Annotated in this window: 26 protein-coding genes; 16 read left to right on the top strand and 10 right to left on the bottom strand. The window is 62.1% G+C overall.

The window, feature by feature from the left end; genetic code table 11:
• Positions 1–7: 7 nt before the first annotated feature.
• Positions 8–487 carry an NYN domain-containing protein gene (locus ACF8E5_RS14665; RefSeq protein WP_023534583.1) on the bottom strand — a complete coding sequence of 160 codons (480 nt, stop codon included), beginning with the start codon at positions 485–487 and terminating at the stop codon, positions 8–10.
• A 71-nt stretch (positions 488–558) separates the two neighbouring features.
• Positions 559–1320 (bottom strand): DUF2076 domain-containing protein, encoded by a 762-nt coding sequence (locus tag ACF8E5_RS14670; protein WP_392475444.1) that lies wholly within the window; start codon positions 1318–1320, stop codon positions 559–561.
• Positions 1321–1488: 168 nt separating this feature from the next.
• Between ACF8E5_RS14670 and ACF8E5_RS14675 the strand changes: the two genes are divergently transcribed.
• Positions 1489–2145: a hypothetical protein gene (locus ACF8E5_RS14675; RefSeq protein WP_392475445.1), complete on the top strand. Its 657-nt coding sequence runs from the start codon at positions 1489–1491 to the stop codon at positions 2143–2145.
• A gap of 16 nt (positions 2146–2161) precedes the next feature.
• Here the strand turns inward: ACF8E5_RS14675 and ACF8E5_RS14680 are convergent, their stop codons facing one another.
• Complete coding sequence (locus ACF8E5_RS14680) at positions 2162–2941, bottom strand: helix-turn-helix transcriptional regulator (RefSeq protein ID WP_325942600.1); 780 nt, start codon at positions 2939–2941, stop codon at positions 2162–2164.
• Positions 2942–3258: 317 nt separating this feature from the next.
• Here ACF8E5_RS14680 and ACF8E5_RS14685 point away from each other — a divergent pair, with 317 nt between their 5' ends.
• A complete protein-coding gene (locus tag ACF8E5_RS14685; RefSeq protein ID WP_325942601.1) occupies positions 3259–4083 on the top strand; it encodes a carbon-nitrogen hydrolase family protein in 825 nt (274 codons plus the stop codon).
• 83 nt (positions 4084–4166) lie between these two features.
• Entirely contained in the window at positions 4167–5489 is a 1323-nt protein-coding gene (locus tag ACF8E5_RS14690; protein WP_392475446.1) for an APC family permease, read from the top strand.
• A 126-nt stretch (positions 5490–5615) separates the two neighbouring features.
• Here ACF8E5_RS14690 and ACF8E5_RS14695 read toward each other — a convergent pair whose 3' ends face one another.
• The gene (locus ACF8E5_RS14695; protein WP_392475447.1) at positions 5616–6236 is read right to left on the bottom strand and encodes a LysE family translocator; all 621 of its coding nucleotides are present in this window, start codon (positions 6234–6236) and stop codon (positions 5616–5618) included.
• Between the two features lie 189 nt (positions 6237–6425).
• Positions 6426–8948 carry an ATP-dependent helicase HrpB gene (gene hrpB / locus ACF8E5_RS14700; protein WP_392475448.1) on the bottom strand — a complete coding sequence of 841 codons (2523 nt, stop codon included), beginning with the start codon at positions 8946–8948 and terminating at the stop codon, positions 6426–6428.
• A 117-nt stretch (positions 8949–9065) separates the two neighbouring features.
• On the opposite strand from hrpB, the gene ACF8E5_RS14705 reads away from it, so the two are divergent.
• Both ACF8E5_RS14705 and ACF8E5_RS14710 read left to right on the top strand, forming a co-directional pair.
• Positions 9066–9485: a polyribonucleotide nucleotidyltransferase gene (locus tag ACF8E5_RS14705; protein ID WP_078477945.1), complete on the top strand. Its 420-nt coding sequence runs from the start codon at positions 9066–9068 to the stop codon at positions 9483–9485.
• Positions 9486–9506: 21 nt separating this feature from the next.
• On the top strand, positions 9507–10376 hold the full coding sequence (locus tag ACF8E5_RS14710; protein WP_058603559.1) for a cation diffusion facilitator family transporter: 870 nt from the start codon (positions 9507–9509) through the stop codon (positions 10374–10376).
• A gap of 4 nt (positions 10377–10380) precedes the next feature.
• Here ACF8E5_RS14710 and ACF8E5_RS14715 read toward each other — a convergent pair whose 3' ends face one another.
• The gene (locus ACF8E5_RS14715) at positions 10381–11175 is read right to left on the bottom strand and encodes a DUF6515 family protein (RefSeq protein WP_392475449.1); all 795 of its coding nucleotides are present in this window, start codon (positions 11173–11175) and stop codon (positions 10381–10383) included.
• A gap of 94 nt (positions 11176–11269) precedes the next feature.
• Between ACF8E5_RS14715 and ACF8E5_RS14720 the strand changes: the two genes are divergently transcribed.
• The 3 genes from ACF8E5_RS14720 to ACF8E5_RS14730 all read left to right on the top strand — a co-directional run bounded on the left by ACF8E5_RS14720 (position 11270) and on the right by ACF8E5_RS14730 (position 12307).
• On the top strand, positions 11270–11428 hold the full coding sequence (locus ACF8E5_RS14720) for a hypothetical protein (RefSeq protein ID WP_153302480.1): 159 nt from the start codon (positions 11270–11272) through the stop codon (positions 11426–11428).
• Between the two features lie 143 nt (positions 11429–11571).
• Positions 11572–12048, top strand: a complete 477-nt coding sequence (locus tag ACF8E5_RS14725) for an Lrp/AsnC family transcriptional regulator (RefSeq protein ID WP_023534579.1) — start codon at positions 11572–11574, stop codon at positions 12046–12048.
• A 55-nt stretch (positions 12049–12103) separates the two neighbouring features.
• Positions 12104–12307 (top strand): DUF2788 domain-containing protein, encoded by a 204-nt coding sequence (locus tag ACF8E5_RS14730; protein ID WP_023534618.1) that lies wholly within the window; start codon positions 12104–12106, stop codon positions 12305–12307.
• A 36-nt stretch (positions 12308–12343) separates the two neighbouring features.
• On the opposite strand, the gene ACF8E5_RS14735 is transcribed toward ACF8E5_RS14730, so the two are convergent.
• The 3 genes from ACF8E5_RS14735 to ACF8E5_RS14745 form a co-directional block, all read right to left on the bottom strand.
• Complete coding sequence (locus tag ACF8E5_RS14735; protein WP_078477943.1) at positions 12344–12982, bottom strand: pseudouridine synthase; 639 nt, start codon at positions 12980–12982, stop codon at positions 12344–12346.
• 6 nt (positions 12983–12988) lie between these two features.
• Entirely contained in the window at positions 12989–14452 is a 1464-nt protein-coding gene (gene amn / locus ACF8E5_RS14740) for an AMP nucleosidase (protein ID WP_023534634.1), read from the bottom strand.
• Between the two features lie 111 nt (positions 14453–14563).
• The gene (locus ACF8E5_RS14745; RefSeq protein WP_392475450.1) at positions 14564–16207 is read right to left on the bottom strand and encodes an acyl-CoA dehydrogenase family protein; all 1644 of its coding nucleotides are present in this window, start codon (positions 16205–16207) and stop codon (positions 14564–14566) included.
• A gap of 296 nt (positions 16208–16503) precedes the next feature.
• Between ACF8E5_RS14745 and ACF8E5_RS14750 the strand changes: the two genes are divergently transcribed.
• From ACF8E5_RS14750 to ACF8E5_RS14770, 5 genes are all read left to right on the top strand, one after another.
• Positions 16504–17910 carry a PAAR domain-containing protein gene (locus ACF8E5_RS14750; protein ID WP_392475451.1) on the top strand — a complete coding sequence of 469 codons (1407 nt, stop codon included), beginning with the start codon at positions 16504–16506 and terminating at the stop codon, positions 17908–17910.
• A complete protein-coding gene (locus ACF8E5_RS14755) occupies positions 17903–18280 on the top strand; it encodes a hypothetical protein (protein WP_392475452.1) in 378 nt (125 codons plus the stop codon). Before ACF8E5_RS14750 ends, ACF8E5_RS14755 begins: the two co-directional genes overlap by 8 nt.
• Positions 18281–18497: 217 nt before the next feature.
• On the top strand, positions 18498–18875 hold the full coding sequence (locus ACF8E5_RS14760; protein ID WP_196124397.1) for a hypothetical protein: 378 nt from the start codon (positions 18498–18500) through the stop codon (positions 18873–18875).
• 170 nt (positions 18876–19045) lie between these two features.
• Positions 19046–19432, top strand: a complete 387-nt coding sequence (locus ACF8E5_RS14765; RefSeq protein ID WP_196124399.1) for a hypothetical protein — start codon at positions 19046–19048, stop codon at positions 19430–19432.
• Positions 19433–19758: 326 nt separating this feature from the next.
• The gene (locus tag ACF8E5_RS14770; RefSeq protein WP_392475454.1) at positions 19759–20136 is read left to right on the top strand and encodes a hypothetical protein; all 378 of its coding nucleotides are present in this window, start codon (positions 19759–19761) and stop codon (positions 20134–20136) included.
• 73 nt (positions 20137–20209) lie between these two features.
• Here ACF8E5_RS14770 and ACF8E5_RS14775 read toward each other — a convergent pair whose 3' ends face one another.
• Entirely contained in the window at positions 20210–22195 is a 1986-nt protein-coding gene (locus ACF8E5_RS14775) for a sensor histidine kinase (protein WP_392475455.1), read from the bottom strand.
• Positions 22196–22457: 262 nt separating this feature from the next.
• Here ACF8E5_RS14775 and ACF8E5_RS14780 point away from each other — a divergent pair, with 262 nt between their 5' ends.
• The 3 genes from ACF8E5_RS14780 to hemL are packed head-to-tail and all read left to right on the top strand — an operon-like array spanning position 22458 to position 25192.
• On the top strand, positions 22458–23255 hold the full coding sequence (locus tag ACF8E5_RS14780) for a hydroxymethylpyrimidine/phosphomethylpyrimidine kinase (RefSeq protein ID WP_058638963.1): 798 nt from the start codon (positions 22458–22460) through the stop codon (positions 23253–23255).
• Between the two features lie 13 nt (positions 23256–23268).
• Positions 23269–23892 (top strand): thiamine phosphate synthase, encoded by a 624-nt coding sequence (gene thiE / locus ACF8E5_RS14785; protein ID WP_058638962.1) that lies wholly within the window; start codon positions 23269–23271, stop codon positions 23890–23892.
• 16 nt (positions 23893–23908) lie between these two features.
• On the top strand, positions 23909–25192 hold the full coding sequence (gene hemL, locus ACF8E5_RS14790; RefSeq protein WP_058638961.1) for a glutamate-1-semialdehyde 2,1-aminomutase: 1284 nt from the start codon (positions 23909–23911) through the stop codon (positions 25190–25192).
• The last annotated feature ends 245 nt before the right edge of the window (positions 25193–25437 follow it).

Here is a 25437-nt window from a genome sequence, read left to right on the forward strand (position 1 = left end):
AAAAACCTTAGTGCTTGAGCAACAACGGGCCCTCGATGGGCACATAGCGGGTGGCGGCGCGGATCAGCGACATCGCCGTCAGCCCAGGCACGCCATAGACCACCGCTTCGGTGCCGTGACGCTGGATCACGCGGTCGAGCAGCAGGTCGAAATCCCCATCACCCGACGCCAATACCACCTGGTCCACGCGGCTGGCCGCATCGATCACATCCAAGGTGATGCCGACATCCCAATCGCCCTTGGCCGAGCCATCGCTGCGCTGGATGAAGGGCTTGAGGCGCACATCGAAACCCAGGTTGCGCAGTATCTGCTGAAACTGCTGCTGCTTGCTGTCGCCCCGATCGATGGCATAGGCCACCGCCTCGACGATCTGGCCTTCGCGGCTGACCTGGTTCCACAAGGCGGTGTAGTTGAAATGGCAACCGTGGGCCTGGCGCACGGTGTAATAGAGGTTCTGCACGTCGGCGAACAGCGCGATCTTTTTCACCTTGGCACCTCGTCTGGCCGGATCGGGGGCGGGTTCAGCGCCCCGCGAAGGCCAGCAGTATGCCAGAGCCGTCAGACGTAGGAATCGTCGTCGGAGAATAATCCCCCGTCATCACCGCCGTAATCGGCGTCACTGTAACCGCCCTGGTCGCTGCCCCAGCCGCTGTTGTCGGCCACGTGCTGCTGCTCGCTCTGGTCGTTCCAGCCGCCGCTGTCACTGGCCTGCGCAGGCGCTTCCTTGATCACTTCGACCACCTCTTCGGGCTGGGAATTGTGGTTGAACAGGCTGCTGATGCCCTGGGCCAGCAAGACACCACCGGCTACACCGGCAGCAGTCTGCATGGCGCCGCCCAGAAAGCTACTGGCGCCGCCGCGCGCGGGCGCTGCGCCAAAGCCCGGCTGCTGGGCCGGCGGCTGCGAGAAGCCAGGTGCCGCGGGTTCGCGCCAGCCGCCACCGGCGGGTGCGGACGGTGCGACCGAACGCTGGGGCTGAGAAGCAGGTGCCGGCGCCGAGCTACGCCCGCCAGCGCCGAAGAGGCTGGACAGAAAACCGCCGCCGCCTGTGTTCTGCGAGGCGCCGGCCTGCGCAGCTTCGGCCTGGGCGCGTGCCTGCTTGAGTTCCGCTTCGAGCTGTTTGTTTTGTTCGTCCAGGCGCTTGATGGCCGCTTCCTGCACCAGGATCGCCTGGGCCATGTAGTAAGGGGCCGCCGGCTGCTGGCGCACATGCGCCTCGATGCAGGCCTGGGCCTGCGCATCACGTGGCTGGCTTGGGTCTTCGGCCTGCTTGATGCGGCTGAACAGGCCATCGATCAGGGATTGTTCTTCGGTATTCATGGGGCGACCTCGTGGGTAGCGGGACTACGGACAGGCTCAAAGATGGGGCGTCGACGCGGCTGATTCAATCACCGGCGGGGTGAAACTTTTTTCAGCAAGTAACGGATCAAGGGTCGCTTTGGGCTAGAGTTAGACCCCCTGTTTCAACTGCCATGCGATGTTGACCCCATGAATCCGCTGAGTGTTTTGCGCGACTCCTTCCACTTCTTCACCCGCCACCTGGCCGGTATTGCCCAACTGTGCCTGCCGCTGGTGGTGCTCGAAGCCGTGCTGACCCAGGTGCTGTATCGCCAGCTGGGCGAGCAGGCCTCCCCGGCCTACGGCATGCTGATCTACGTGCTGTGCTACCCGCTGTACAGCGCAGCACTGATCCTGTACCTCGATACCCGCAGCAATGGCCAGGCCATCGCCAAGCGCGACCTGTTTGCCCGTGCGGTGCAGCTCTGGCCGGCGCTGACGCTGCTGGTGCTGATCAGCTCGTTGCTGATCATGGCCGGCATGGCCTTGTTCGTGTTCCCAGGGGTGTGGATCATGGTCAACCTGGTGTTCGGTGAATACCTGCTGGTGCTGCGCGGCTTGCCCGTGGTGCAGGCGATGCGCGAAAGCGCCCGCATGACCACTGGCCATTTCATGCGCATTCTGGTGTGCCTGCTGGCCGTGCTGGCGTCGATCTGGCTGATCGAAGGCCTGATCCTGATGGCCATCCCCGACCCATCTCCTGGCGTGCAACTGCTCGTGGACAGCCTGGCAGGCTTCCTGCAATTGTTCGGCACGGTGGTCATGTACCGGCTGTTCATGCTGCTCGAGGTTGAGCAGCGCACGTGAACCCAGCTACCGGCTGCTAGCGCTGGGCCTTGAGAAACAAGGCGAACAGCTCTGACTGGGACTTGATGCCCAGCTTGCGGTAGATGTGCTTGCGATGGACCCGCACGGTTTCCGAGGAGATGGCGAGTTTGCGGCCAATCTCCTTGCTGGAACAGCCGCTGAGCAGCATGCGGCCCACCTCCAGTTCGCGGGCGGTGAGCGGCGTTTCCAGGTGGCCGAAGCCCTCGGCCAGGTGGTTCTGCCACGCAGGCGCCGGGGTGACTTCGTCGACATCGTGCTCGAACCGAAAGCGCTGGCGCATGGTGGCCAGCACCCAGGGTTGCAGAAGGTGCAGCAGCGCAATCTGCTCGCCCGCAAAGCGTGAGCGGCTACCCAGCGACAGGCACAGCGTGCGCCCGGCATCCAGGGCCACGTTGTACTGCACCTCGTCGGCCACCACGTTGAGGCGGAAATAACGCTGGTAATAGTCGGTGCGCTCGAAGCATTCAGGGGCCACGTCGGCCAGCTGCACCAGGCCGCTTGCCGGCGTCTCCCGGCTGGAGATGTAGAACGGGTCCAGCAGGTAAAGGCCCTTGAGGTAATCCTGAAATAACGGGTCCAGCCCGCCATCACTGCCGGGGGATTCGGCATACACCAGCGGGCGATGCTCGCTGAAAAGAAACGCGACCCAACTGTCGAACGCCACGTATTGCTCCAGCAACCGCACCAGGCGCAGCCAGAAACCGGGGTGGTCCAGCGCATCGATCACCTGGCCGACCGACCGATGCCAGGCAATGTCCTGAAGTGTGAGGTTCATGTCCGGGCTCTGTACCAAAAGGTGAGATGCAGGTCAGGGTGAATACAACTGAGCAGGCAAAGTGTACTGGAGTGCATGGGCATTGCGGCGCTGTTTTCGGCGCAGCGCTGGCCAGTACCGAAGGAATGTGTACAGGGCTAACCCCTATGGGTTACCTCAAGGGCGTAATTACCCCGCCGCCGATGGCAGCGGCATACTCGGGCAATCACCGTCCGCCACAGCAAGTGGCAGGCACGTTATCTCAGCCGGTGCAGTGCGCTGGTTTCACGCCGCGTCGATCACCTGGCAGCCGTTTGGCTGCGCAGTCAGGAGTTGCAATGAAAGTAGAACTCGTCCAGCTGGACGGTCGCGACGGCGACACCGCCTACAACCTGGAACGCACCCTGGAGGCGATCCACCGCGCCGCAGCGGATGTGGACCTGATCGTGTTCCCGGAAACCCAGCTGATGGGCTTTCCGACGCAAGACAACATCGCGGCCATCGCCGAGCCCCTGACCGGCCCGACGCTTGCCGCCGTCGCCCAAGCGGTGACCGACAAGGGCGTGGCAGCCGTGGTCGGCCTTGCCGAGGCGGGCGAAGACGGGCACTTCTACAACACCACCGTGCTGATCACCCCGGACGGTGTCGCGCTGAAGTACCGCAAGACCCACCTGTGGGCCTCCGACAAGGGCATCTTCACGGCGGGCGATCGCTACGCCACGGCGCTGTACAAAGGGGTGCGCGTAGGGCTGTTGATCTGCTTCGACATCGAATTCCCCGAAAGCGCCCGCGCCCTGGGCCAGCTGGGGGCCGAGCTGATCCTGGTGACCAACGGCAACATGGACCCGTACGGCCCCACGCACCGCACCGCTATCAGCGCTCGCGCCATGGAAAACCAGGCCTATGCGGTGATGGTCAATCGCGTCGGCCAGGGCGATGGCAACCTGGTGTTTGCAGGCGGCAGCGCGGTGGTCGACCCTTACGGCCAACTGTTGTGCGAGGCAGGGCGCAGCGCCTGCCGGCTGCAGTTGAACCTCGACATGGCGCTGATCGGGCAAGCGCGCCATGACTACAGCTACCTGGCCGAGCGCCGCTTCGAGCTGCCAGGCCAGCAGGTCGAGCACCCAGGCGGCTTGCGAGAACTGATCCTGACCACCGTCTGAACCCTTGCGCCACGGCTGGCGCCCAGGGCCCAGGCCGGGCCCTGAAACTGAACTCCATAAAAAACACAATCCGGAGTAACACCATGGCCCACTTGAAACGTACCCTGTCGCTGGGTGCGGTGACGCTGTTCGGCATCGCCTACATGACCCCCATCATTGTGCTAGGCACCTTCGGCATCCTTGCCGACACCACCCAAGGCGCTGTGCCCTCGGCTTACTTGGCCGCCTCCATCGCCATGCTGTTCACCGCCCTGAGCTACGGCAAGATGGCCAGGGCTTTCCCCGTCGCCGGCTCGGCCTACACCTACGTGCGCAAGTCCATCAGCCCCAAGCTGGGTTTTCTGGCCGGTTGGGCGGTGCTGCTGGACTACCTGTTCCTGCCCATGGCGATCTGGCTGATCGGCGCGGCCTACCTGCATTCGGCCTTCCCGGCGGTGCCGCACCCAGTGTGGGTGCTGGCCTTCATTGCCGTCACCACGGCCATCAACATCGTCGGCCTGCAACTGGCCAAGACCGTCAATGGCGTACTGATGCTGCTTCAGTTCCTGGTACTGGCAGCCTTCGTGGGCCTGGCCGTGCACTACGCCACCGGCGAGCTGAACCAGCCGTTGTGGTCGCTGGCACCCTTTCATCAGGACGGTTTCCAACTGCCTTTGATCATGAGTGGCGCCGCCATCGCCTGTTATTCGTTCCTGGGCTTCGATGCGGTCAGCACCTTGACCGAAGAAACCCATGAACCGCGCAAGACCATCCCTCGCGCCATCCTGCTGATCACCCTGCTGGGCGGCTTCATCTTCATCGTGGCCAGCTACTTCGTCCAACTCGCCCACCCTGGTGCGACCTTCAGCAACCCGGACTCGGCCGCCTACGAAATCGCGAAGGCCATTGGCGGGGATATTTTCGTGAGTTTCTTCCTGATCGGCCTGATCGTGGGGCAATTCACCTCGGGGCTTTCGGCACAAGCCAGCGCCTCGCGCCTGCTGTTCGCCATGGGCCGCGACGGTGTATTGCCCAAGCGTTGGTTCGGGCGACTGAGTGCACGGTTCGGCACACCGGTCATCAGCATCGTCCTGTGTGGCGTAGTCGCGCTGCTGGCCTTGCGCATGGACGTGACGACCTCCACCTCGTTCATCAACTTCGGCGCTTTCCTGGCGTTCAGCCTGGTCAACCTGTCGGTGGTCTTTCACTACTGGATCGCCCAGGGCGAGCGCGGGCTCAAGGCTGCAACGGTGTACCTGGCCTTCCCCTTGATTGGGCTGGTGGCTGACCTATGGCTGATGGCAAGCCTGGACCACATGGCCATCTACCTTGGTTTGGCCTGGCTGGCCATGGGGTGTCTGTACCTGCTGGTCATCACTCGTGGGTTGCGCCAACAGCCGCCAGAGATGCATTTCGAGGAAGCTTGAGGATGGGCGGGCAGTGTGGCTGGCGGGGCTTGGAGGTATGCCCCGCGGGCTTGGGTATGTTGGGATTGGATGACTAGGGTCTTATGGTAAGCCTGCGGGCAATAGACCGCGCCTTACTCAAGGGCATCAACGTTTGCTAAAGGCGAGACGCGCCGCAAAAAGAACGAAGATCATACCTGTTGCACGATCCATCCAGGCAACGACCTTCACACGACGCAGTAGCCCGGCCAATGGCTGGGTGGCGGCGATCAGAATAATCGACCATAGCAGCCCAATGGCCACGTGAATGCTGACCAAACCGAACGTCCAAGCAACCAATGGCTGACCTTGGGGGATGAATTGGGGCAAGAAGGATACGTAGAAAATACCAATCTTGGGATTCAGGATATTTCCCGTCATTCCCTTCAAGAACCAGTTATGGCTTGGCTTTACTGCCGCCTCGACAGGCGACAATGATTGACGCGGACGTAGAAGCATATTCAGCCCAAGCCAGGCTAGATAGGCGGCGCCACAGTATTTCAAAACGTTGAACGCCAACGCTGATACAGCAATCAGTGCGCCTAGCCCAAACGCCACAGCGGCGCCCCACAGCAAGCAACCTGTGTTGATGCCTAGCGCGGCGCGAAAGGCCTGCTGCTTTCCTTCTACAGTAGCCGTTCTCAATATCAGAGTTGTGTCGAGGCCGGGGGTCAGGGTTAACAGTGTTGCTGCGAAAGTGAACGCAATCAGGTTGTCAATAATTGACATAGGGAGATGGCCTCGGCGTGCTTGAGTGGGGCAGTTAACCTCAAAAGGCTGTCTGCTAGAAGTCGTCTCTCTAACGCAGAGGGCAAAGCCTACGCACTTCAAATATGGCCGGTTAATTCCGACGCAAAGCCAGACTTGCAAAAGAGGTGAACGTAAAAGGCTGGGAGCGTGGTTGAATCGCCCACGCCCCTACGTCCCTCTTGGCTTGGCACGAGCCGTGGCTTCGGCCACCAATGGGTCTTCAGGCCAGTAGTGCTTCGGGTATCGCCCCTTCAGATCCTTCTTCACCTCCACGTAAGTGCTGCGCCAGAAGTTCGCCAGATCCTGGGTGACCTGCACAGGCCTGCGAGCCGGCGACAGCAAGTGCAGCACCAGCGGCTGCCTGCCCTGAGCAATACGAGGGGTTTCTGCCAGGCCAAACAGCTCCTGAAGCCGCACGGCCAAGATGGGCGGATGCTGCGAGTAGTCGATACGGATATTCGAGCCGGACGGCACCTGGATCGCCTGGGGTGCCTGGGTGTCCAGCTCCTGTGGAAGTGGCCAGGGCAGAAGGTTTCTGATGATCGAGGGCAGGTCCAGCTGGCTGAAGTGGCTGAGCCTCGTGACTTTACCCAGGTAGGGCGTGAGCCACTGGTCCAGCGTGTCCAGCAGGTTGGCATCGCTCAGGTCAGGCCACTTGCTGTGTGCCTGCCCACCCTCGATATCCAGCTGGCGCAACAGACCCACTCGGGCCTGCCACTGCCGCAGTTCAGGGTTCCAGGGCAGAAGCTCGATGCCCTTGCGCCTTACCAGGTTGACCAGGGCAAGCGAACGGGTGTGCTCATCAAGACTCGGCAGCGCTTTCGTCGACAAGATCAGCTGCCCCACCTTCAACTGCCGCTCAGCCTTCAGCACCCCTTCCCTTTCGTCCCAGTCAACCTCATCGACAGACTTCACAAGGTCAGCCAGCTCGTCATCGAACAGAGCAGGCTCGAGGTCACTCGCCAGGTAGATCCGCTCCTCACGCTGCCCTTGCCGGCTACCCAGGTCGGCAACCACCAGCCACTCATGCTTGGTTAGCGCATCGGGCTCTGAGAACACCGCAGCACGACCGTTGGAGAGACGGTATTCGGATGCACTTGCATGCCTCTGCTGGCCGATTCGGTCAGGGTAGGCAAACGCCAGAAGGCACCCTACCCACCGTGGGTGATCGGGCTCGCTGACAGGGCTGAAGGCCTTCCCACGCAGTAGGGATCGGTACTGCCGAGCCGACTGCTTCACCCGCTGGAGAGAACCGCCGCTACGACGTGAATGTTGCTCCCCTGACAGGGCACTCAGCCGGGTGTGAAGGTCAGCACCGGCCCCACGCAGAATGTCCTTTTCGCCCAGCAGTGCCGCGATGTTGCACGCGAGGTCATCCAGGCCCATCGCATTGCCCTTGATGAGCATGTGGGCGATCCGGGGGTGGGCTGGCAGCGCGCTCATGGCCGCACCGTGTGGGGTGAGCTGCCCAGCATCGTCGAGGGCGCCCAGGCGCTTGAGCAAGTCTCTGGCTTGAGCGAATGGCGCTGCTGGCGGTTGGTCGAGCCAGGTCATCTCTTGCGGCTTCATACCCCATCGGGCCAACTGGAGCGCCAAGGCTGCCAAGTCTGCCTGCAGGATTTCAGGGGTGCTGTAGCCGGCCATCTGTTCGTGTTGGGACTGCGACCACAGCCGATAGCAGATGCCGGGCTCCAGGCGCCCAGCCCGCCCCGCACGCTGGGTAGCGCTGGCTTTGGAAATGCGCTGTGTGTCGAGTCGGGTCATGCCGCTGCGGGGGTCGAACCTGGGCACTCGTTCAAGGCCGCTGTCCACCACCACCCTCACCCCTTCGATGGTCAGGCTGGTCTCGGCGATGTTCGTGGCCAATACGATCTTGCGCGACCCCTTGGGTGCGGGGTCTATCGCCGCACGCTGCGCCTGCAGGTCGAGGTCACCGTACAGTGGGCACACGATCACCTCTGGACGGCTGCCGAGCAGCGCCTTGAGGTCCTCTGCCACCCGCCGAATCTCTGCCTGCCCCGGCAGGAAAACCAGAAGGCTGCCAGGTTGTTCATCGATGGCAGCCAGGCACGTGTCCGTGATGCGCGCATCGATTCGCTCGCCCGGCTGATAGGGGCTGCCCCATACCGTCGAGACGGGATACATCCGCCCTTCACTGGTGACCACGGGTGCATCGTTCAGCACCTTCGAGAGCCGAGCACCCTCCAGTGTTGCAGACATCAGCAGCAGCTTGAGCGGGGGTTCATCGCGCAGCAGCTCACGGGCGCTCAGGCACAGCGCCAGCGCCAGGTCAGAATCGAGGTTGCGCAGGTGGTACTCATCGAAGATGACCACCCCCACACCCTCCAGCGCCGGATCATCCTGAAGCCGGCGAGCCAGGATGCCTTCGGTGACCACTTCGATCTGCGTACGCGGCCCTGCCTTGCTTTCAAGGCGAATGCGGTAGCCGACCGTCTCACCCACCTGCTCACCCAGCTCACTGGCCAAACGCTCCGCCGCCGCCCGTGCAGCCAGTCGGCGAGGTTCGAGCATCAGGATCTTTTGCCCGGCCAGCCAGGGTTCATGCAACAACGCCAGGGGCACCCGAGTGGTCTTGCCAGCACCCGGGGGCGCTTCGAGGATCACTTCATTGCGACGGGCCAGGGCCTGTCGCAGATCTGCCAGTACAAGGTCTATAGGTAATGAAATCATGGTGGCCCTCGAACAAGCAGGCGAGTATAACGGCGAACCGACGTTGTCCTATCATGGTCTTAACTGCGGGCTCAGGCGCCTTGCCTGGCCTGCCGAACGCCACGCCCGGAGATTTACATGCGCATTGCTTCCCGCCTGATCGGTGCTGCCCTCGTGGGCACCTTGCTGACGCAACTGACGGCTTGCGGCTCTATCTTCTATCCAGACCGTCGCGGCCAGATCGACGGCAAGGTCGACCCGGCGATCGCCGTGCTGGACGCCGTTGGCCTGTTGTTCTACATCATCCCCGGGCTGATCGCCTTCGGTATCGACTTCGCCACCGGCGCCATCTACTACCCGCCAGGGCAAACCGCGCAGGTGGACCCTGCCAAGCTGAAAGACGCCGTCAATGCCGATGGCACCGTGGACAACCTCAAGCTGCAGGCCATTCTGGAGAGCGAACTGGGGCAACGCCTGCCGCTGGACGACCCACGCCTGATCCAGCACCGCGGCAGTGCTGAACAACTGGCCAGCCTAGGGCTGGTGCCTGCCGCCTGATGCCAAGGACAACCGCCTGACATGACTACCTCGGCCGAACACAAACGGTTGCTCCGCCTGGCCACGCGCGCCTCCCTGGCGGTGGCCAGCATCCTGGTGGTCAGCAAGGCGCTGGCCTGGTGGTTGAGCGGCTCGGTGAGCCTGCTGGCCGGGTTGACCGATTCGGCACTGGACGCCGTGGCGTCCTTCCTCAACCTGCTGGCCGTGCACTACGCCCTGCGCCCGGCCGATGACGACCACCGCTTCGGGCACGGCAAGGCAGAAGCCCTGGCCGGTATCGCCCAGGCGCTGTTCATCGGCGGCAGTGCCGTGCTGATCGCCTTGCAGGCGTTGGAGCGTCTGCGCAACCCGCAGCCGTTGGGCGATACCGCCATCGGTATCGGGGTAATGCTGTTGTCGTTGGTGCTGACCGTCGCGCTGCTGGCCCTGCAACGCAAGGTCATCCGCGCCACAGGCTCCACGGCGGTACGCGCCGATTCCCTGCACTACCGCTCCGACCTGTTGCTCAACGGCAGCATCTTGCTGGCATTGCTGCTGGCGCGCTTCGGCTGGCCGCAACTCGATGCGCTGTTCGGGTTGGGCATCGCGTTGTACATCCTGTGGAGCGCCCTGCAGATCGCACGCGAAAGCACGGCGATTCTCATGGACAAGGAGCTGCCCGTGGATGTCAGTGAAGACATGGCCAACCGCGTGCTGGCTATCGATGGCGTGCTGGGCGTGCACGACCTGCGCACCCGGGTATCGGGCAACCAGTGGTTCGTGCAGTTGCACATCGAGCTGCCTGGGCAACTGCCGCTGCATCACGCCCATGGCCTGTGCGTGCAGGCCTCGGAGGTGATCCGCGATCAGTACCCCAAAGCCGATGTAATGGTGCACGCCGACCCGGTGTAGCCCTTCAGTTGATGCTGTAGCCCCGCCCGGACAAGCACGCGCCAAGCGCCCGTTGGTAGGTACTTGCAACCGCAGGCGCCGGCGCATAGGCAGCCATGGCAGGATCGAACCCCGACTGGCTGACCGCCCAGCGGTGGCACTGGTAGCGATCCTGATCCTGCTGTTCCTGCCCTTGCCCATAACGCGGATAAGCCACCACGTCATACCCCGGCGCCGCTGCTGGCGCAGGTTCTGGGGGATTGACCACCACGTACTCGCGACTGTTTTCCAAGTACCGATAGTAGGTGTCGGCGACCAGGTACATCATCGCACCGTCCACGCGGAACTTGTGCGCATAGGGCGGCAGGTAGCTGACTCGCGCACCTGGGGGCGGCACCACGACCTGGTAACCCCGTTCCCAGGGGCGATACCAGTACCCGCCCGAGTAGAAATAGTCCTGCCCTTGGTAGGGCACCTTCCAGAAGCGGTCAGGGAACCGGTCCACGGTCTGGCCAGGCCGGTAGTGCGGGCCGGGGCCCCAGCCTTCACCGTGGCCACCAGGGCGGCCCTGCCACCGCGGGCCATCACCGGGGCGGCGGGGAATATCCTGGTAGAACCCTGGCCGTGGGGGCTGCGTCTGCCCGACTTCGTCCCGTGAATTGAGCGCACGCCCAGGCGCAGGCCCTGCCTCGACACCTGGCCCTGTGGCGGCGGGAGGCAACGCACCGGGGCCGTCGTTGGGCCCGGCCGCCAGGGCTGCCACGCTGATGCCCATGCCCAGCAAACCAACACCTGCCCACTGCCAGATGTGCGACTTCATGGTAGTCCTCTCGACGGGAAAACGGCTGACTGCGCCAGTCTACCGCGCCCCACCGCGCCGCCCATTAAATTTCAGCCATGAAAAAAGGGAGGCCATGTGGGCCTCCCTTCAGCAATTGTCGTCCGTGCTCGGCGCTTGTGGCCCCGGCTCACCTCACACCGTCTTCTGGAAGGTGCGTAGCCCGGGGGCCTGGCCCATCCTGTTGGATGGCTTGGCCGCGAGCGCCCGTCTGGGGCGCATCGCCGTGGACTGATGTCCGGGCAGTGATTCTGGTGATAAAGATACCGGGCGCGCACCGGCACGGGATTGCGAAGATTGCTCAGATAAATAGCACTTGCGCAATTTTTAACCCTGGATTGATAATTCGCCGCAATCCGAACAGAAAAGGCATGATTCATGAGCAAGCTGGACCGATACGACCTGAGCATTCTGGCTGAATTGCAGCGTGACGCGCGCATCTCCAACCAGGAGCTGGCCGAACGCATCGGCCTTTCACCCTCACCCTGCTCGCGCCGCGTCAAGCAACTCGAAGACGATGGCTACATTTCCCGCCAGGTGGCCTTGCTCGATCGCAAGAAGCTGGGTTTGAGCCTGACCGCCTACGTGCTCATCGGTATGGACCGGCACACCCCCGAGCGCTTCGAAACCTTCGAGGCCACCATTCGCAATCTGCCCCAGGTGCTGGAGTGCAGCCTGGTCACCGGGATGGACGCCGACTACCAGCTCAAGGTCGTCGTGCCCGACATGGACCATTACCAGAAGCTGCTGCTCGGTAGCCTCACGCGCATCGAGGGCGTCACCAGCGTGCGTTCAAGCTTCGTGCTCAACCAGGTATTGGCCAGCACCGAGCTTCCATTGACCCACCTTCGCTGATCGGTTGCCACCTCACGCGTATACTTGCCCCCCTCAACCCGCCTGGAGCACTGCAATGGATCCTGCCGTATTCGAAGAGTGGATGATGATCATCCTGGTGACCGCCTTGATCGGCTTCATGGGCTTCATCGTCTGGGACCTGGCGAAAAAATCCCAGGCGGGGCGTTTCGGCACCCTGATCCTGTTCTTCGTGCTCGGCCTGGGTGTGCTGGCGTTCATCATCAAGAGCGTGGTGGTGGGGTTCATCGAGGGGGTGTAGCCGGCGCGGTCTTCACGTCCGCGCCGGCCATGACGCCTAGCGCCGCAGGGTCGGCGCCACCTCGCGCCAGCAGCCCTGCTCCAGCCCATCGAGTGCCCAATCGCCAATGCGCACGCGCACCAGGCGCAAGGTGGGCAGGCCCACAGCGGCGGTCATGCGCCGTACCTGGCGATTGCGGCCCTCGCGAATCACCAATTCAAGCCAACGGGTCGGGACGCTTTTACGAAAGCGTACCGGCGGGTTGCGCGGCCACAGCGTGGGCTCTTCCAGGCTGCGGGCCTCGGCGGGCAGCGTTGGCCCGTCATTGAGCTGCACGCCTTCGCGCAGCTGGCGCAGCTGCTCCTCGGTGGGCTCGCCCTCGACCTGCACCCAGTAGGTCTTGGGCAGCTTGTGTTTGGGGTCGGCAATACGCGCCTGCAGGGCGCCGTCATTGGTCAACAGCAGCAGGCCTTCACTGTCCCGGTCCAGCCGGCCGGCGGGGTAGACGCCCGGGATGTCGATGAAATCCTTGAGCGTGGCCCGCCCCTCGCCGTCGCTGAACTGCGTCAGCACGTCAAAGGGTTTGTTGAACAGGATCAACCGCGGCTCGGCGGGTGGCGCCTTGGGCTGGCGATGAGCGCCAGGCGCAGGCCGCCCCTGGGGGCGGCGCGGCTTGGAACGGGGTGGCAGTGACATGGATCCTCAGCGGAACGGCGGCTCGTCGAAGCTGCGCAGTTTACGCGAGTGCAGCGAATTGAGCTCGGTGCGCAACAGATCCAGCGCCGCAATACCGATCTTCAGGTGCTGGCTGACCGCGCGGTTGTAGAACGCGTTGGCCGAGCCCGGCAGCTTGATCTCGCTGTGCAGCGGTTTGTCGGACACGCACAGCAAGGTGCCGTACGGCACCCGCAGGCGATAGCCCTGGGCTGCGATGGTGCCGCTTTCCATGTCCACGGCAACGGCGCGGGACAAGTTGATCAAGGGCCGTTCCTGAGCCCAGCGCAGCTCCCAGTTGCGGTCGTCGTAGGTCAGCACGGTACCGGTGCGCAGGCGCTTCTTGAGCTGCTCGCCCCGCTCGCCGGTCACCTGGGCGGCGGCTTCCTGCAGGGCCAGTTGCACCTCCGCCAGCGCCGGGATTGGAATGTTCGGCGGCACCACGCGGTCGAGGATGCCGTCGCGGCGCATGTAGGCGTGGGCCAGCACGTAGTCGCCAATGGTCTGCGACTGGCGCAGCCCGCCGCAGTGCCCGATCATCAGCCAGCAATGCGGGCGCAGCACTGCAAGGTGATCGGTGATGTTCTTGGCGTTGGACGGGCCGACGCCGATGTTGACCAGCGTGATGCCGTCGCCGTCCCCTGCAATCAGGTGATAGGCCGGCATCTGGTAGCGGTGCCAGACCACACCGGCGACCAGCGCCTGGGCCTCGCCGTGGTCCATGCTCTTTTCGATCACGACGTTGCCCGGCAGCACCATGCGCACGAAACGCGGATCATCGCGCAACTGCTCAAGGCCATGGCTGATGAACTGGTCCACGTAACGGTGATAGTTGGTCAGCAGGATCCAGGGCTGCACGTGGCGCCAGTCGCTGCCGGTGTAGTGCACCAGGCGCCGCAGCGAGAAGTCCACGCGCGCGGCATCGAACAGGGCAAGGGGCAAGGTATCGGTGCTGTCCCAGTCGTAGAGCCCATCGGCGATGTTGTCGGTGGCCGAGGACAGGTCGGTGCTGGGGAACACCCGCGCCAGCTGCGCGGCGGTGATGCCGCTGCCGGCCAGCTCGTCGCCCTGGTCGACCACGTACGGATACGGGATGGGCTGCTCGCTGACCCCCACTTCAACGGTGACGGTGTAGTCGTGCATCAGCGGGCGCAACTGCTCCAGCAGGTAGCCGCGAAAAGCAGCCGGCTGGGTGATGGTGACGCTGTAGGTGCCAGCCACCTGGACCTTGGCATAGGCCCGCGTGGTGGCAGCGACCTCGCCATTGCTGTGGTAGGTCAGGCGCAGCGCCGGGTAGCGGAACAGGTCACGCTCCTGGGCGTCGGGCTCGGTGCGGTCCTTGAGGTAACGCTTGAGGGCCTGGCTCAGGGCACCGGTGGCCTGCTCATGCAAGGCCGCCAGACGATCGACGGCCTGTTCGGGAGTATCAACGACTTCAAACGCGTGGCTCACACTGTGCTTCCTGTCTGGACATGCATGCGAACCATCTTGCCTGCCTTCTTGGGTAAATTCATCCCCTTGATGATGCAGGGAGGCGCAGCTGGGGCGTACAGGGCCGGCCTGTCAGATGGCCATGGCCCGCGCCATCACGGCCTGTACGTCCACACCGCGCGGCAACGTGCCATAAGTGCGCCCCGTCCCTGTGAGGCGACTGGCGATGAACGCATCGCTGACCGCAGAATGACCAGCCTCCAGCAGCAACTTGGCCTGCAAGGCCAAGGCGATGGCCTCGGTCAGTTGTCGCGCCCGGTACTGGATATCGCCGGTATCGAGAAACGCATCCTTCAGGTTGACGATGCAGGTGGCCAGGCGCTTGTCGCCGTGCCCGTCCCCCAGTTCGGCGAACAACGCCTCCAGCACACCCGGCTCCTTGGACAAGGCGCGCAGCACATCCAGGCACTGCACATTGCCCGAACCCTCCCAGGTCGAGTTGACGGGCGCCTCGCGGTAAAGCCGCGGCAGGATGCTGTCCTCCACATACCCTGCCCCGCCCAGGCACTCGGCCGCTTCGTTGATCATGGCCGGGGCACGCTTGCAGATCCAGTACTTGCCCACCGCCGTGACCAAGCGCGCGAAATGCGCCTGCTGGGGGTCGTCGAGCTGTTCGAGGGCGTGGCCCATGCGCAGGCTCAGGGCCAATGCCGCTTCGCTTTCCAGCGCCAGATCGGCGAGCACGTTCTGCATCAGCGGCTGCTCGGACAACAGCCGGCCCGCCACCTGCCGATGCGCACAGTGGTGCAGGGCCTGGGTCAGCGCCTGGCGCATCAGGGCACTGGAGCCGACCATGCAGTCGAAACGGGTCATGGCCACCATTTCGATGATGGTCGGCACGCCCCGGCCCTCCTCACCGATCATCCAGGCCAGCGCACCGCGAAACTCCACTTCGCTGGAAGCGTTGGAGACATTGCCCAACTTGTCCTTCAGGCGCTGGATGTAGAACTGGTTGCGGCTGTCGTCCGGGCGGTGGCGGGGCAGCAGGAAGCAGCTCAGGCCGCGCTCGGTCTGGGCCAGGACCAGGAAGGCATCGCACATGGGCGCCGAGCAGAACCACTTGTGACCCACCAGCTCGTAGGCCTGGCCGGGCCCCGGCGCGCCCACGGGGTAAGCACGGGTGGTATTGGCGCGCACGTCCGTGCCGCCTTGCTTCTCTGTCATCGCCATGCCCAACGTGACGCCGGCCTTGTGCCGGTCGCCGACGTTGCGCGGGTCATATTCACGCGACAGCGCCTTGGGCAGCCAGTAGTGGGCGATCTCCGGTTGCACGCGCAGGGCCGGCACCGCAGCGAAGGTCATGGTCAATGGGCAGCCCGTCCCGGCCTCGGCCTGGCTGTGCAGGTAGGTCATCGCCGCGCGGGCCACATGGGCGCCCGGGCGCGGCTCGGCCCAGGGCAGCGACGGCAGCCCATGCTCGACGGCGGTGCGCATTAATTGGTGATAAGCGGGGTGAAATTCGACCAGGTCGATGCGATGGCCGTATCGATCATGGCTGCTGAACACCGGCTTGTGCGCATTGGCCAGAAAGCCTGCCTGCATCAACGGCCCACCGGCCAGCGCGCCGTACGCATCGATCCGCGACTGCGCCCAGTCGGCGCCAAAGCGCCTGGACCACTCCTGTAGCGGCAGGTCCAGGCGGTACAGGTTGGCCCCGTCCAGCGGTGGCGGCTGGTTGGTGACCTCGTGGGTTTCAGCGAACTGGTGCAGGTTCATGGAGGCGCTCCTGAATCCGGGCAGGCGTGAGATACCCAGTGAAGCACTGTCTGGTCGGTGGACAAAGGGGCATTCCTGACTAAAGGCAGGGGTGCGTGATGAGCGGCGCTTTTGAGACCTGCATTGTCGGGGCTGCCAGCGGCGTGTTCGTGCGACGCCCGAACAGGTGAGGCCGTCAAGAACTTGTAATCCGGTTCCCAATAGTCCGTGGGAGTCTTCCTAGAAGCTGAATCAAGCGCACATAAGTGGATACCGCCTGCTAGGTTGCGGGTTCTTTCATGAACAGCAGGCAAGCCATGAGTATGCGCATCAGCATCCTGGGTCGGTACCAAGGCCTGGACAGCGATGAAACCACCACCGGCGCCATTTGCATTGCCGGGCAATCCAGAGGTCGCGTCCATGGCCGCAACTGGCTGCTGCAAGGCGACAAGACCACGCCCTGCCCCCGCTGCGGGCAACCTGGCACGCTGGTGGAGGGCGAGCCCCGATGGAAGCAGGACGGCATACCTACGGTCCTTGACGGCGCATTGGTGGAGTGTGGGTGCCCTACAGGCAGCAACCGCGTAATTGCAGGCGGATCTGCAGTACCTGCAACGTTCAGGGCACCTGCATCTGAACCGGTCAGTGACGCACTGCGACATCCTCAAGCACGCAATAGGGCGATCAGTCCGGAGCGGTTCCGGGACGCCGCGCCTTCAGCGGCTCAGCACAGCAATGAACCTGGTTTCTACATCGTGCCGCGCAGCATGTCGTATGAAGAGGTGCTGGTAGAACTCGGTTCGCCCCACGCGCACCTGTCTCGGTCAGCATTGGAACGGCTTAATCCAACCTTCCGGAACGGATTCAAACCGGGCGAGATATTCGTCGTGGGTGAAGAATCGAGGTACCCGATGTGTACCCGGCAGGAGATGTCGGTTATGAGTGCAGCGGAGCAGGCGCGCGCTGCATTGGCCGGCCTCACAGAGGAGGAAGCCGGCTTCATGATGCAGCATCAGGCCGAGATAGCCGCGCTGTTTGGTGATACCAGTCTGGCCATGGGCGTAGCCGAGACAGTGGCGGGTAAGTCACTGGATGAGATCACCAGCCTTTTGCGCAAAATCGAAGACCTGCACAAAGCGCAATTTGCCAAGCACGGGCACCTTCGCCACCCGGAATTCTTCGCCCAGCGCCAGCAGCTGTTCAATCAGTTGAGTGCCGGTTTGAAGGCCACCCTTCTCAATAAGCGGCTTAATCTTGGAGATTACTCAACACTGCGCCGAGACTTGGGTATCTCTTCCAAAAGCCTGGTGCACCACTGGAGCAAAGCAGGCGGGCCCACGGACATACCGGGGTATTCCACTCACTTGGACAAACTGGCAAGGATGGCCAAGTATTTGAAGGCTGGAGGGGCAGTGGGTATTGCGCTCGGGGGTATTGGATCAGCGATTAATATTGCCGATGCGTGCCGGGTGGGGAATACGAAAGCGTGTAGAAGGATCCGCTTTACTGAGGCTGGTAATTTTTCGGGTGGACTAGGCGGTGGTTGGTTGGGTGCCAACATAGCTAAAGAAGTGTCCATTCGAGTTTGTTGGAGGGCTGGACCGAAAGCGTTGATATGCGGCATCGCGATTACCGGAATAGGGGCTTTGGCGGGAAGCATTGAAGGTATGCAATTCGGCGAATATTTCGGCGACATAATTTTCGAGGCATTGGAAGATGATTAAGAACCTCGATATCAAGCTTCAATTAATTTTCCTTGCCACCCCCTTCGTCCTTGGACTGATCGGCCTCGCTATAGATTTGCGTATCGCAGGCTCCAAAGAATATAAAGTCATGATTGCAGCCCTGCAGCGCAGTGCGTGCCTACCCTTTATTGTCACCCTTTGGGGTGAAAAGACTTTGCGTGCGAGAATGCTGGTGACATTCATGGTAGCCGCGCTTATCAAATATCCAAAATCAAGTATTCGACAAGGTATGCTTGACGCACAAGACTATGAGCAATTTCCACCATCCATGAAAAAGCGGATTGTGGCCGCCTCATGGCTGAACACAGTCGCCTTCGGCTGGTTGATTATAGGCTCATATTTTCTTTGAGCTTACAGCCTGTCTATCCTAAAGTTTTACCGGACACAGTGGGCATCGCCAAGACTGCAGCGGGTAAGTCACTGGATGAAATCAAATGCCCACCAGGCACAACAGACGGACGAACGAATGGAACGGGGCATTAGAAACGCATGGATGAACTGACAAAGATAGCCAAATAATTGAAAGCCGAAGGGGATGATAGCAGTGATTTTCGATATATTGTTTTATGAATGATCTCGACAATACGCTGAAATTATTTTGGGTGGCCTCCCCATTTGTCCTGGGCTTCACCGCGCTCGCAATGGACCTGCACATCGCATGTTCCAAAGGATATGCAACCATGACCACAGCGCTGCAGCGCAGTCCATGCTTAGCTGTTTCTGTCGCAACATGGGGCGATAAAAGCGTGCGTGCAAGAATGCTCGTGATTTTTTTGGTAGCGGGCGCCATAACCTCTCCAAAATACAGCATCCGTAAAGGCGCGCTTGATCCCCGAGACTATGATCAATTTCCATCTCGTTTGAAAATACAGATCATCACAGCGTCCTGGCTTAATACCATAGCCGGCTTCTGGCTTTTTGTAATTTGTTTGATCTACGGATAACAACGTTACCGACCCATACTTGCTGCATGCCGCTAATCTTGGTGACGGGACGGCCTCAGGCATGAGTTGATGCAGAAGTGGTTACTGGCATTGGAGCTGCGACTGGTCTGAATGAATTGGAATGGACATCGACGAACACGCAGGAGAGGTAATCTTCGAGGCTTTGCAGAATGATTGACCACCTTGACATAAAACTGAAGTTGTTTCTGCTCACTTCCCCTTTCATCGTAGGCTTTATCTCACTGGCCATGGACCTGCGCATTGCATGTTCAAAAGAATACGACGTCATGATCGCAGCGCTCCAGCGCAGTGCTTGCTTAGAGTTTATTACAACACTCTGGGGAGAACAAAGCATACGCGCACGATTATTGGTGATCTCAATGGTGGGTGGGCTCATAGCATTTCCAACCTACCACATTCGCAAAGGTGCGCTTGATCCACTCGATTATCAGAATTTTCCAGCCTCCCTTAAAAAGAAGATCAACACCGCATCCTGGCTGAACACAGTAGCGTTCACTTGGCTAACAGTCGGTTACTTTTTCCTACTACCAAGGTGAAACTGTTTACTCATTACACGCACCATGGATCCACGCTGATGATTGGGTATTCGACGCATCTGGGCGAGCTGGCAAGTAGGCCAGGTACTCGAAGCTCGCACGGCGGACGGGAATACAAAGCCATGTTGAAGAACACTATTTACTGAGCCTGACGATTTTGGCTTGCCCAAAATGGTCGGGGCCAAAGCAGCTAATGAAGTGATACTTATTTCTTCCAGAAGAACTGCCTTGACGGTGCTGCATATGACATCTTGACCCCTGCAACAGCGCCTCTGACGGGAAGCCTTCGTGCATGCAATTAAGCGAAAACTTTCGAGGCCTTGAGAATGATCAAGAATTTTGACATTACGTTTCAATTACTTTTTCTTGCCGCTCCCTTTGCCCTCGGACTGACTGGCCTCGTCATGGATCTGCGTATCGCAGGCTCCAAAGAATACAACGTCATGATCGGGGCCCTGCAGCGCAGTGCGTGCCTACCCTTTATTGTCACCCTTTGTGGTGAAAAGACTTTGCGTGCGAGAATGTTTGTGACATTCATGGTCGCCGGGGTCATAAAGTATCCAAAATCAAGTATTCGACAAGGCATGCTTGACGCACAAGACTATGAGCAATTTCCACCATCCGTGAGAAAGCGGATTGTGGCCGCCTCATGGCTGAACACAGTCGCCTTCGGCTGGTTAATCATAGGTTCTTACTTTCTTTGATACCCCGAGTCGCACGCCCACGTTATCGCACTGCCCATTTAGCTAACAGCAAATCGTCCTAACCTACCGATGCTTACCGCCAACGCCGCCCCTCACTCCCCTGCACAGCCACCTGCCCCTGCGAAATTGCCAACTCCACACTCATCTCGAACCGACTGCCCACCCCAGGCGCCGATTGATGTGACAGCCGTGCCCCCAGCAATTCGCTCATCTGCCGGCAGATGGCAAGGCCAATGCCCAACCCGCCGTAGCGCCGGGTCATGGACCCATCCACCTGGAAAAACCGCTGGTAAAGAATCGACTGGTCAAGGTCTTCAAAACCGATACCGGTGTCGCTCACGGTAAACGTCAAGACCAGTTGATTAGGCCCCCTGTGCTGTCCGCGAACCTGGATCATCACGCCACCCTGATGGGTGAATTTCAGGCCATTGTCCACCAGGCATCCCAGACAGCGGGCCAGCTTCGGCCCATCGCCCACCAGTCGGTCGGGCAGGTCCGCCGGGATGTCCACACTCAAATACAGGCCCTTGCCCAGTGCCTGGCCGGCATAGCCAGCGCGCACGCCGTGCAGCAGTGCCCGCAGGTCGAAAGGTGCTGGCTGCGCACGCAGCCGCCCTGCCTGGAGTTCGGACAAGGTCAGGATGGCGTCGATCATGTTCATCATGCCCTGGGCCGAACCCACCGCTGTCTGATGAAAGCGGGCCATTTCCGCGTCCATCGGCAGGGTATGCATCAACTCCAGGGAACCGATCACGCCATTCATTGGGGTGCGCAGTTCATGGGTGGCGCAGGCCAGAAACTCGTCTTTGAGCCGGTTGCTGTTGGCCAGTTGCTGGTTGAGTAGCTCCAGTTGCTGCCCCGTTTCACGCAGGGTACGGGCCTGCTCATCGCGCAGCGTCTTGATGCGGTCGGCCAGGGCCAGCGATAGCAACGCCACTTCCAGCGCAGCACCCAATTGACTGGCATACATGGTCAGGAACATGTTCGGCAGGTAGCCCAGCACCATCAGCGTGTTGACCAGCCCCCCGAGCAGGAACGCGGTCCAGGCGATGATGAACCAGCACGCCACGCGCAGGCCGCGCTGCCAGGCGTTGAGCCCTGCGCACAAAACGCCCAGGCTGAACACGAGCGCCAAGGCGGTGGCAAGGCGCATGGCCACGCCATAGGGCACGCTCACGGCCAGCACCATCACCACGGCGCCGCCCAGCATCAGCGCCTGCAGCAACCGGTCGAAGCCGCGGCTTTGATAGCGAAGCTGCAGAAAATGCCGGGCGAACTGGGAGCCGAACAGCGCAGCTGCGCCGACGAACAACGGTGTGCAGGCATTGGCCCACCATGGGCTGTCGGGCCACAGGTAAGCGATGCCGGCGCCATTGACCGAGACCTGGTAAAGACCGAAGGAGGCGATGTAGAGGATGTAGTACAGGTAGCTGACGTCCCGCACGCTCAGGTACAGGAACAGGTTGTACACCAGCATCACCAACAGCACCCCGTAGATCATCCCCAGCACATACAGGCGCGTGGCCTGGGCTTCCAGGTAGGCCTGGGGCGACCAGAGGGCCAGCGGCGCCTGCACCGAGCCCTGGCTATGCAGCCGCAGGAAGACGGTGGTGACCTGCCCAGGCGGCAATTGCAGGTTGAACAGGTAATTGTCCTGCCGAACCTCCCGACTTGAGTAAGGCAGTGCGTCACCGGTGCGCTGGGCCAGGTGAAAGCGCCCGTCCGGGCCCTTCAGGTAAAGCTCGAGGTGGTCGAGGGGTGGGTAGGCCAGTTCCAGCAACCAGTGCCGGGGCATGCCCGGCTCCGCGTCAGGGTGCAGCTCGAGCTTGAGCCAGAACACCGACTTGGAAAACCCGGCATTGAGCACGTCTTCAGGGTGGGAAAGAAAATGCTGTGCGAAGTCGGGCGCACTGACCTCCGTGATGCTGGCGCTGCCGTCCGGGTCTTCGTAGACCTGCATGACCTTGCCCAGAGGCAGGTGACGGGTGGCCGCGGTGATGTCCACCGCCTCGGCGAATGCGGGCAGCAAACCCATGAGCATAATCAGCAAATAGCGCATACAGCCCCAGCATGGCCTGTCCGGTCGCGTCGCGGTTGCCCCCTTTCCGTTTGAGACGACGAAATCCTGCAGAACCTGTTTATCGATTTATCTGCGCACTCTAGCACAGCTTCTAGGTGCATCGAGCGGCGGCACAAAACCCACAGGACCGCTCTGGCACGGGCATAAGCGGCGTTGAGCGTTGCCCATCTCGCACCAAAAAATCCACCGACCTGCACGGGCAAGGTCCGCACAAACAGGTTTGGTGGTAAGCTCGCCGACCATGAATACCTACGCCTCCCGCCCCGTTGTCCTCTGTCTCTCCGGCCACGACCCCAGTGGCGGCGCCGGCTTGCAGGCAGATATCGAAGCCCTGCTTGCACAAGGTTGTCATGCCGCGCCCGCGGTGACCGCCCTGACCGTGCAGGATACCGTCAATGTCTCCGACTTCCGCGTGCTCGACCGTGAGTGGGTGCTGGCCCAGGCCAATGCCGTGCTCACCGACTCCACGGTGGCTGCGGTCAAGCTGGGCATGCTCGGCTCGATCGACATGGTCGATACCGTGGCCGAGCTGCTGGCTGCGCACCCGCACCTGCCGTTGGTGTGCGATCCGGTGCTGCGCGCAGGCGGCGGCGGGCGCCTGGGCAAGGATGAAGTAGGCTATGCCCTGCGTGAACGCCTGTTGCCGCTGGCGACCATCACCACGCCAAACCTGCCCGAAGCCCGCATTCTTGCCGAGTTGCCCGAAGGCAGCGCCGACGAGTGCGCTGCCAGGCTGCTGGAGTTCTGCCCGCACGTGCTGATCACCGGCGGACACGGCGACGAGGTCGAAATCCACAACCGTCTGTACAGCCGCGACGGTCACCGCAGCACCTCGACCTGCCAACGCCTGCCGGGCAGCTACCACGGTTCGGGCTGCACCCTGGCCAGCGCCCTGGCGGGTCGACTGGCCTTGGGCGAGCACCTGGAAAGCGCCGTGCGCACCGCCCTGGACTACACCTGGCGCACCCTGCGCGATGCGGAGCAGTTGGGACGGGGCCAGTTCGTGCCTCGGCGCCTGCCTCTGGATTTCTGCTCCTGACTCGAGGTGCTCGATGACCCTACGCGGCCTGTATGCCATCACCGACAGCCAACTGCTGGCCGGCCGATTCCTGTCTCATGTGGAGGCAGCGCTCGAAGGGGGTGTATGCCTTCTGCAGTACCGGGACAAAAGCGATGACGCCGCGCGGCGCTTGCGTGAAGCGCAGGCACTCCAGCAATTGTGCGAGCGCTATGGCACTCAGCTGCTCATCAACGACGATGCCCAACTGGCCAGGCACCTTGGCGTGGGCGTACACCTGGGGCAAACCGATGGGCCGCTGACCCCTGCACGCGCCCTGCTGGGCAGCGCGGCGATCATCGGCTCGACCTGCCATGCCAGCCTCGACCTGGCCGACCAGGCAGCCCGCGAAGGCGCCAGCTACGTCGCCTTCGGCCGCTTTTTCACCTCCAGCACCAAACCCGGCGCTCCGGCTGCCGACGTCCGTCTTCTGGCGCAGGCTCGCGCCCAGGTGAACCTGCCGATCGCCGCCATCGGCGGGGTCACCCTCGACAATGCCGCCGCACTGGTGCACCACGGTGCCGACCTGCTGGCGGTGATCCACGGCTTGTTCGGTGCCGACAGTGCGCAGGAAGTCACCCGCCGCGCCCGCGCCTTCAATGCCTTGTTCGCATCCTGATTCGAGAGAACTTTCCATGTCCCGTTCCGAAGCACTTTTCGCCCAAGCCCAGAAACACATCCCCGGTGGTGTGAACTCGCCCGTGCGCGCGTTCAAGAGCGTGGGCGGCACCCCATTGTTCTTCAAGCATGCCGAGGGCGCCTACGTCGTCGACGAAGATGACAAGCGCTACGTCGACTACGTGGGCTCCTGGGGCCCGATGATCCTGGGCCATGGCCACCCTGACGTGCTGGACTCGGTACGTCGCCAGCTGGAACACGGGCTGTCCTATGGCGCCCCGACCGCCATGGAAACCGAAATGGCAGACCTGGTGTGCTCGCTGGTGCCTTCCATGGAAATGGTGCGCATGGTCAGCTCGGGTACCGAAGCGACCATGAGCGCCATCCGCCTGGCCCGTGGCTACACCGGCCGTGACGCGATCATCAAGTTCGAAGGCTGCTACCATGGCCACTCCGACAGCCTGTTGGTCAAGGCCGGTTCCGGTCTGCTGACCCAAGGCGTGCCCAGCTCGGCAGGCGTGCCCGCCGACTTCGCCAAGCACACCCTGACGCTGCCCTTCAACGACATCGCCGCCGTCGAGAAGACGCTGGCTGAAGTGGGCCAGACCGTAGCCTGCATTATCGTCGAGCCGGTTGCCGGCAACATGAACTGCGTCCCGCCGGCGCCGGGCTTCCTCGAAGGCCTGCGCGAGCAGTGCGACAAGCATGGGGTGGTGTTGATCTTCGATGAAGTGATGACCGGTTTCCGGGTTTCGCTGGGTGGTGCGCAGGCGCACTACGGCATTACCCCCGACCTGTCGACCTTCGGCAAGATCGTCGGCGGCGGCATGCCGGTCGGCTGCTTCGGCGGCAAACGCGAAATCATGGGCTGCATCGCCCCGCTGGGCCCGGTCTACCAGGCGGGTACGCTGTCGGGCAACCCGCTGGCCATGGCCGCCGGCCTGACCACGCTCAAGCTGATCAGCCGCCCGGGCTTCCACGCCGAGCTGACTGACTACACCAGCCGCATGCTCGACGGCCTGCAACAGCGCGCCGATGCTGCCGGCGTGCCGTTCGTGACCACTCAGGCTGGCGGCATGTTCGGCCTGTACTTCAGCGGGGCCGACGACATCGTCACCTTCGATGACGTAATGGCCAGTGACGCCGGTCGCTTCAAGCAGTTCTTCCACCTGATGCTCGAGGGTGGCGTGTACCTGGCGCCGAGCGCGTTCGAGGCTGGCTTCACCTCCATCGTTCATGGCGACAAAGAGCTGCAGATCACCCTGGATGCGGCTGAAAAGGCCTTCGCAGCCCTGAAGTAACCCGGCGCCTTCCCACCTTGGTAGCTGGTAGTACCCGCTATCACGGTGGGTATACCGGCCATCGCCAGGGGCATACCCCATGGGAACGGGCGCATGTGCAATGAGGCCATACAGGTAACGAAGGGGTCCTGCCATCAGCCTGTTTCGCCACGCCGACATAAATTCGAGTAAAACTTTGTAAGGTTGGCGCTGCTTATCCCATAATGTGCCACCAGAGACATTGGCCGCAGCTTTGCAGAGGTAAG

Origin of the sequence: Pseudomonas sp. WSY_20, assembly GCF_043104335.1 — a bacterium.
In the GTDB taxonomy this organism is placed as follows: domain Bacteria; phylum Pseudomonadota; class Gammaproteobacteria; order Pseudomonadales; family Pseudomonadaceae; genus Aquipseudomonas; species Aquipseudomonas parafulva_B.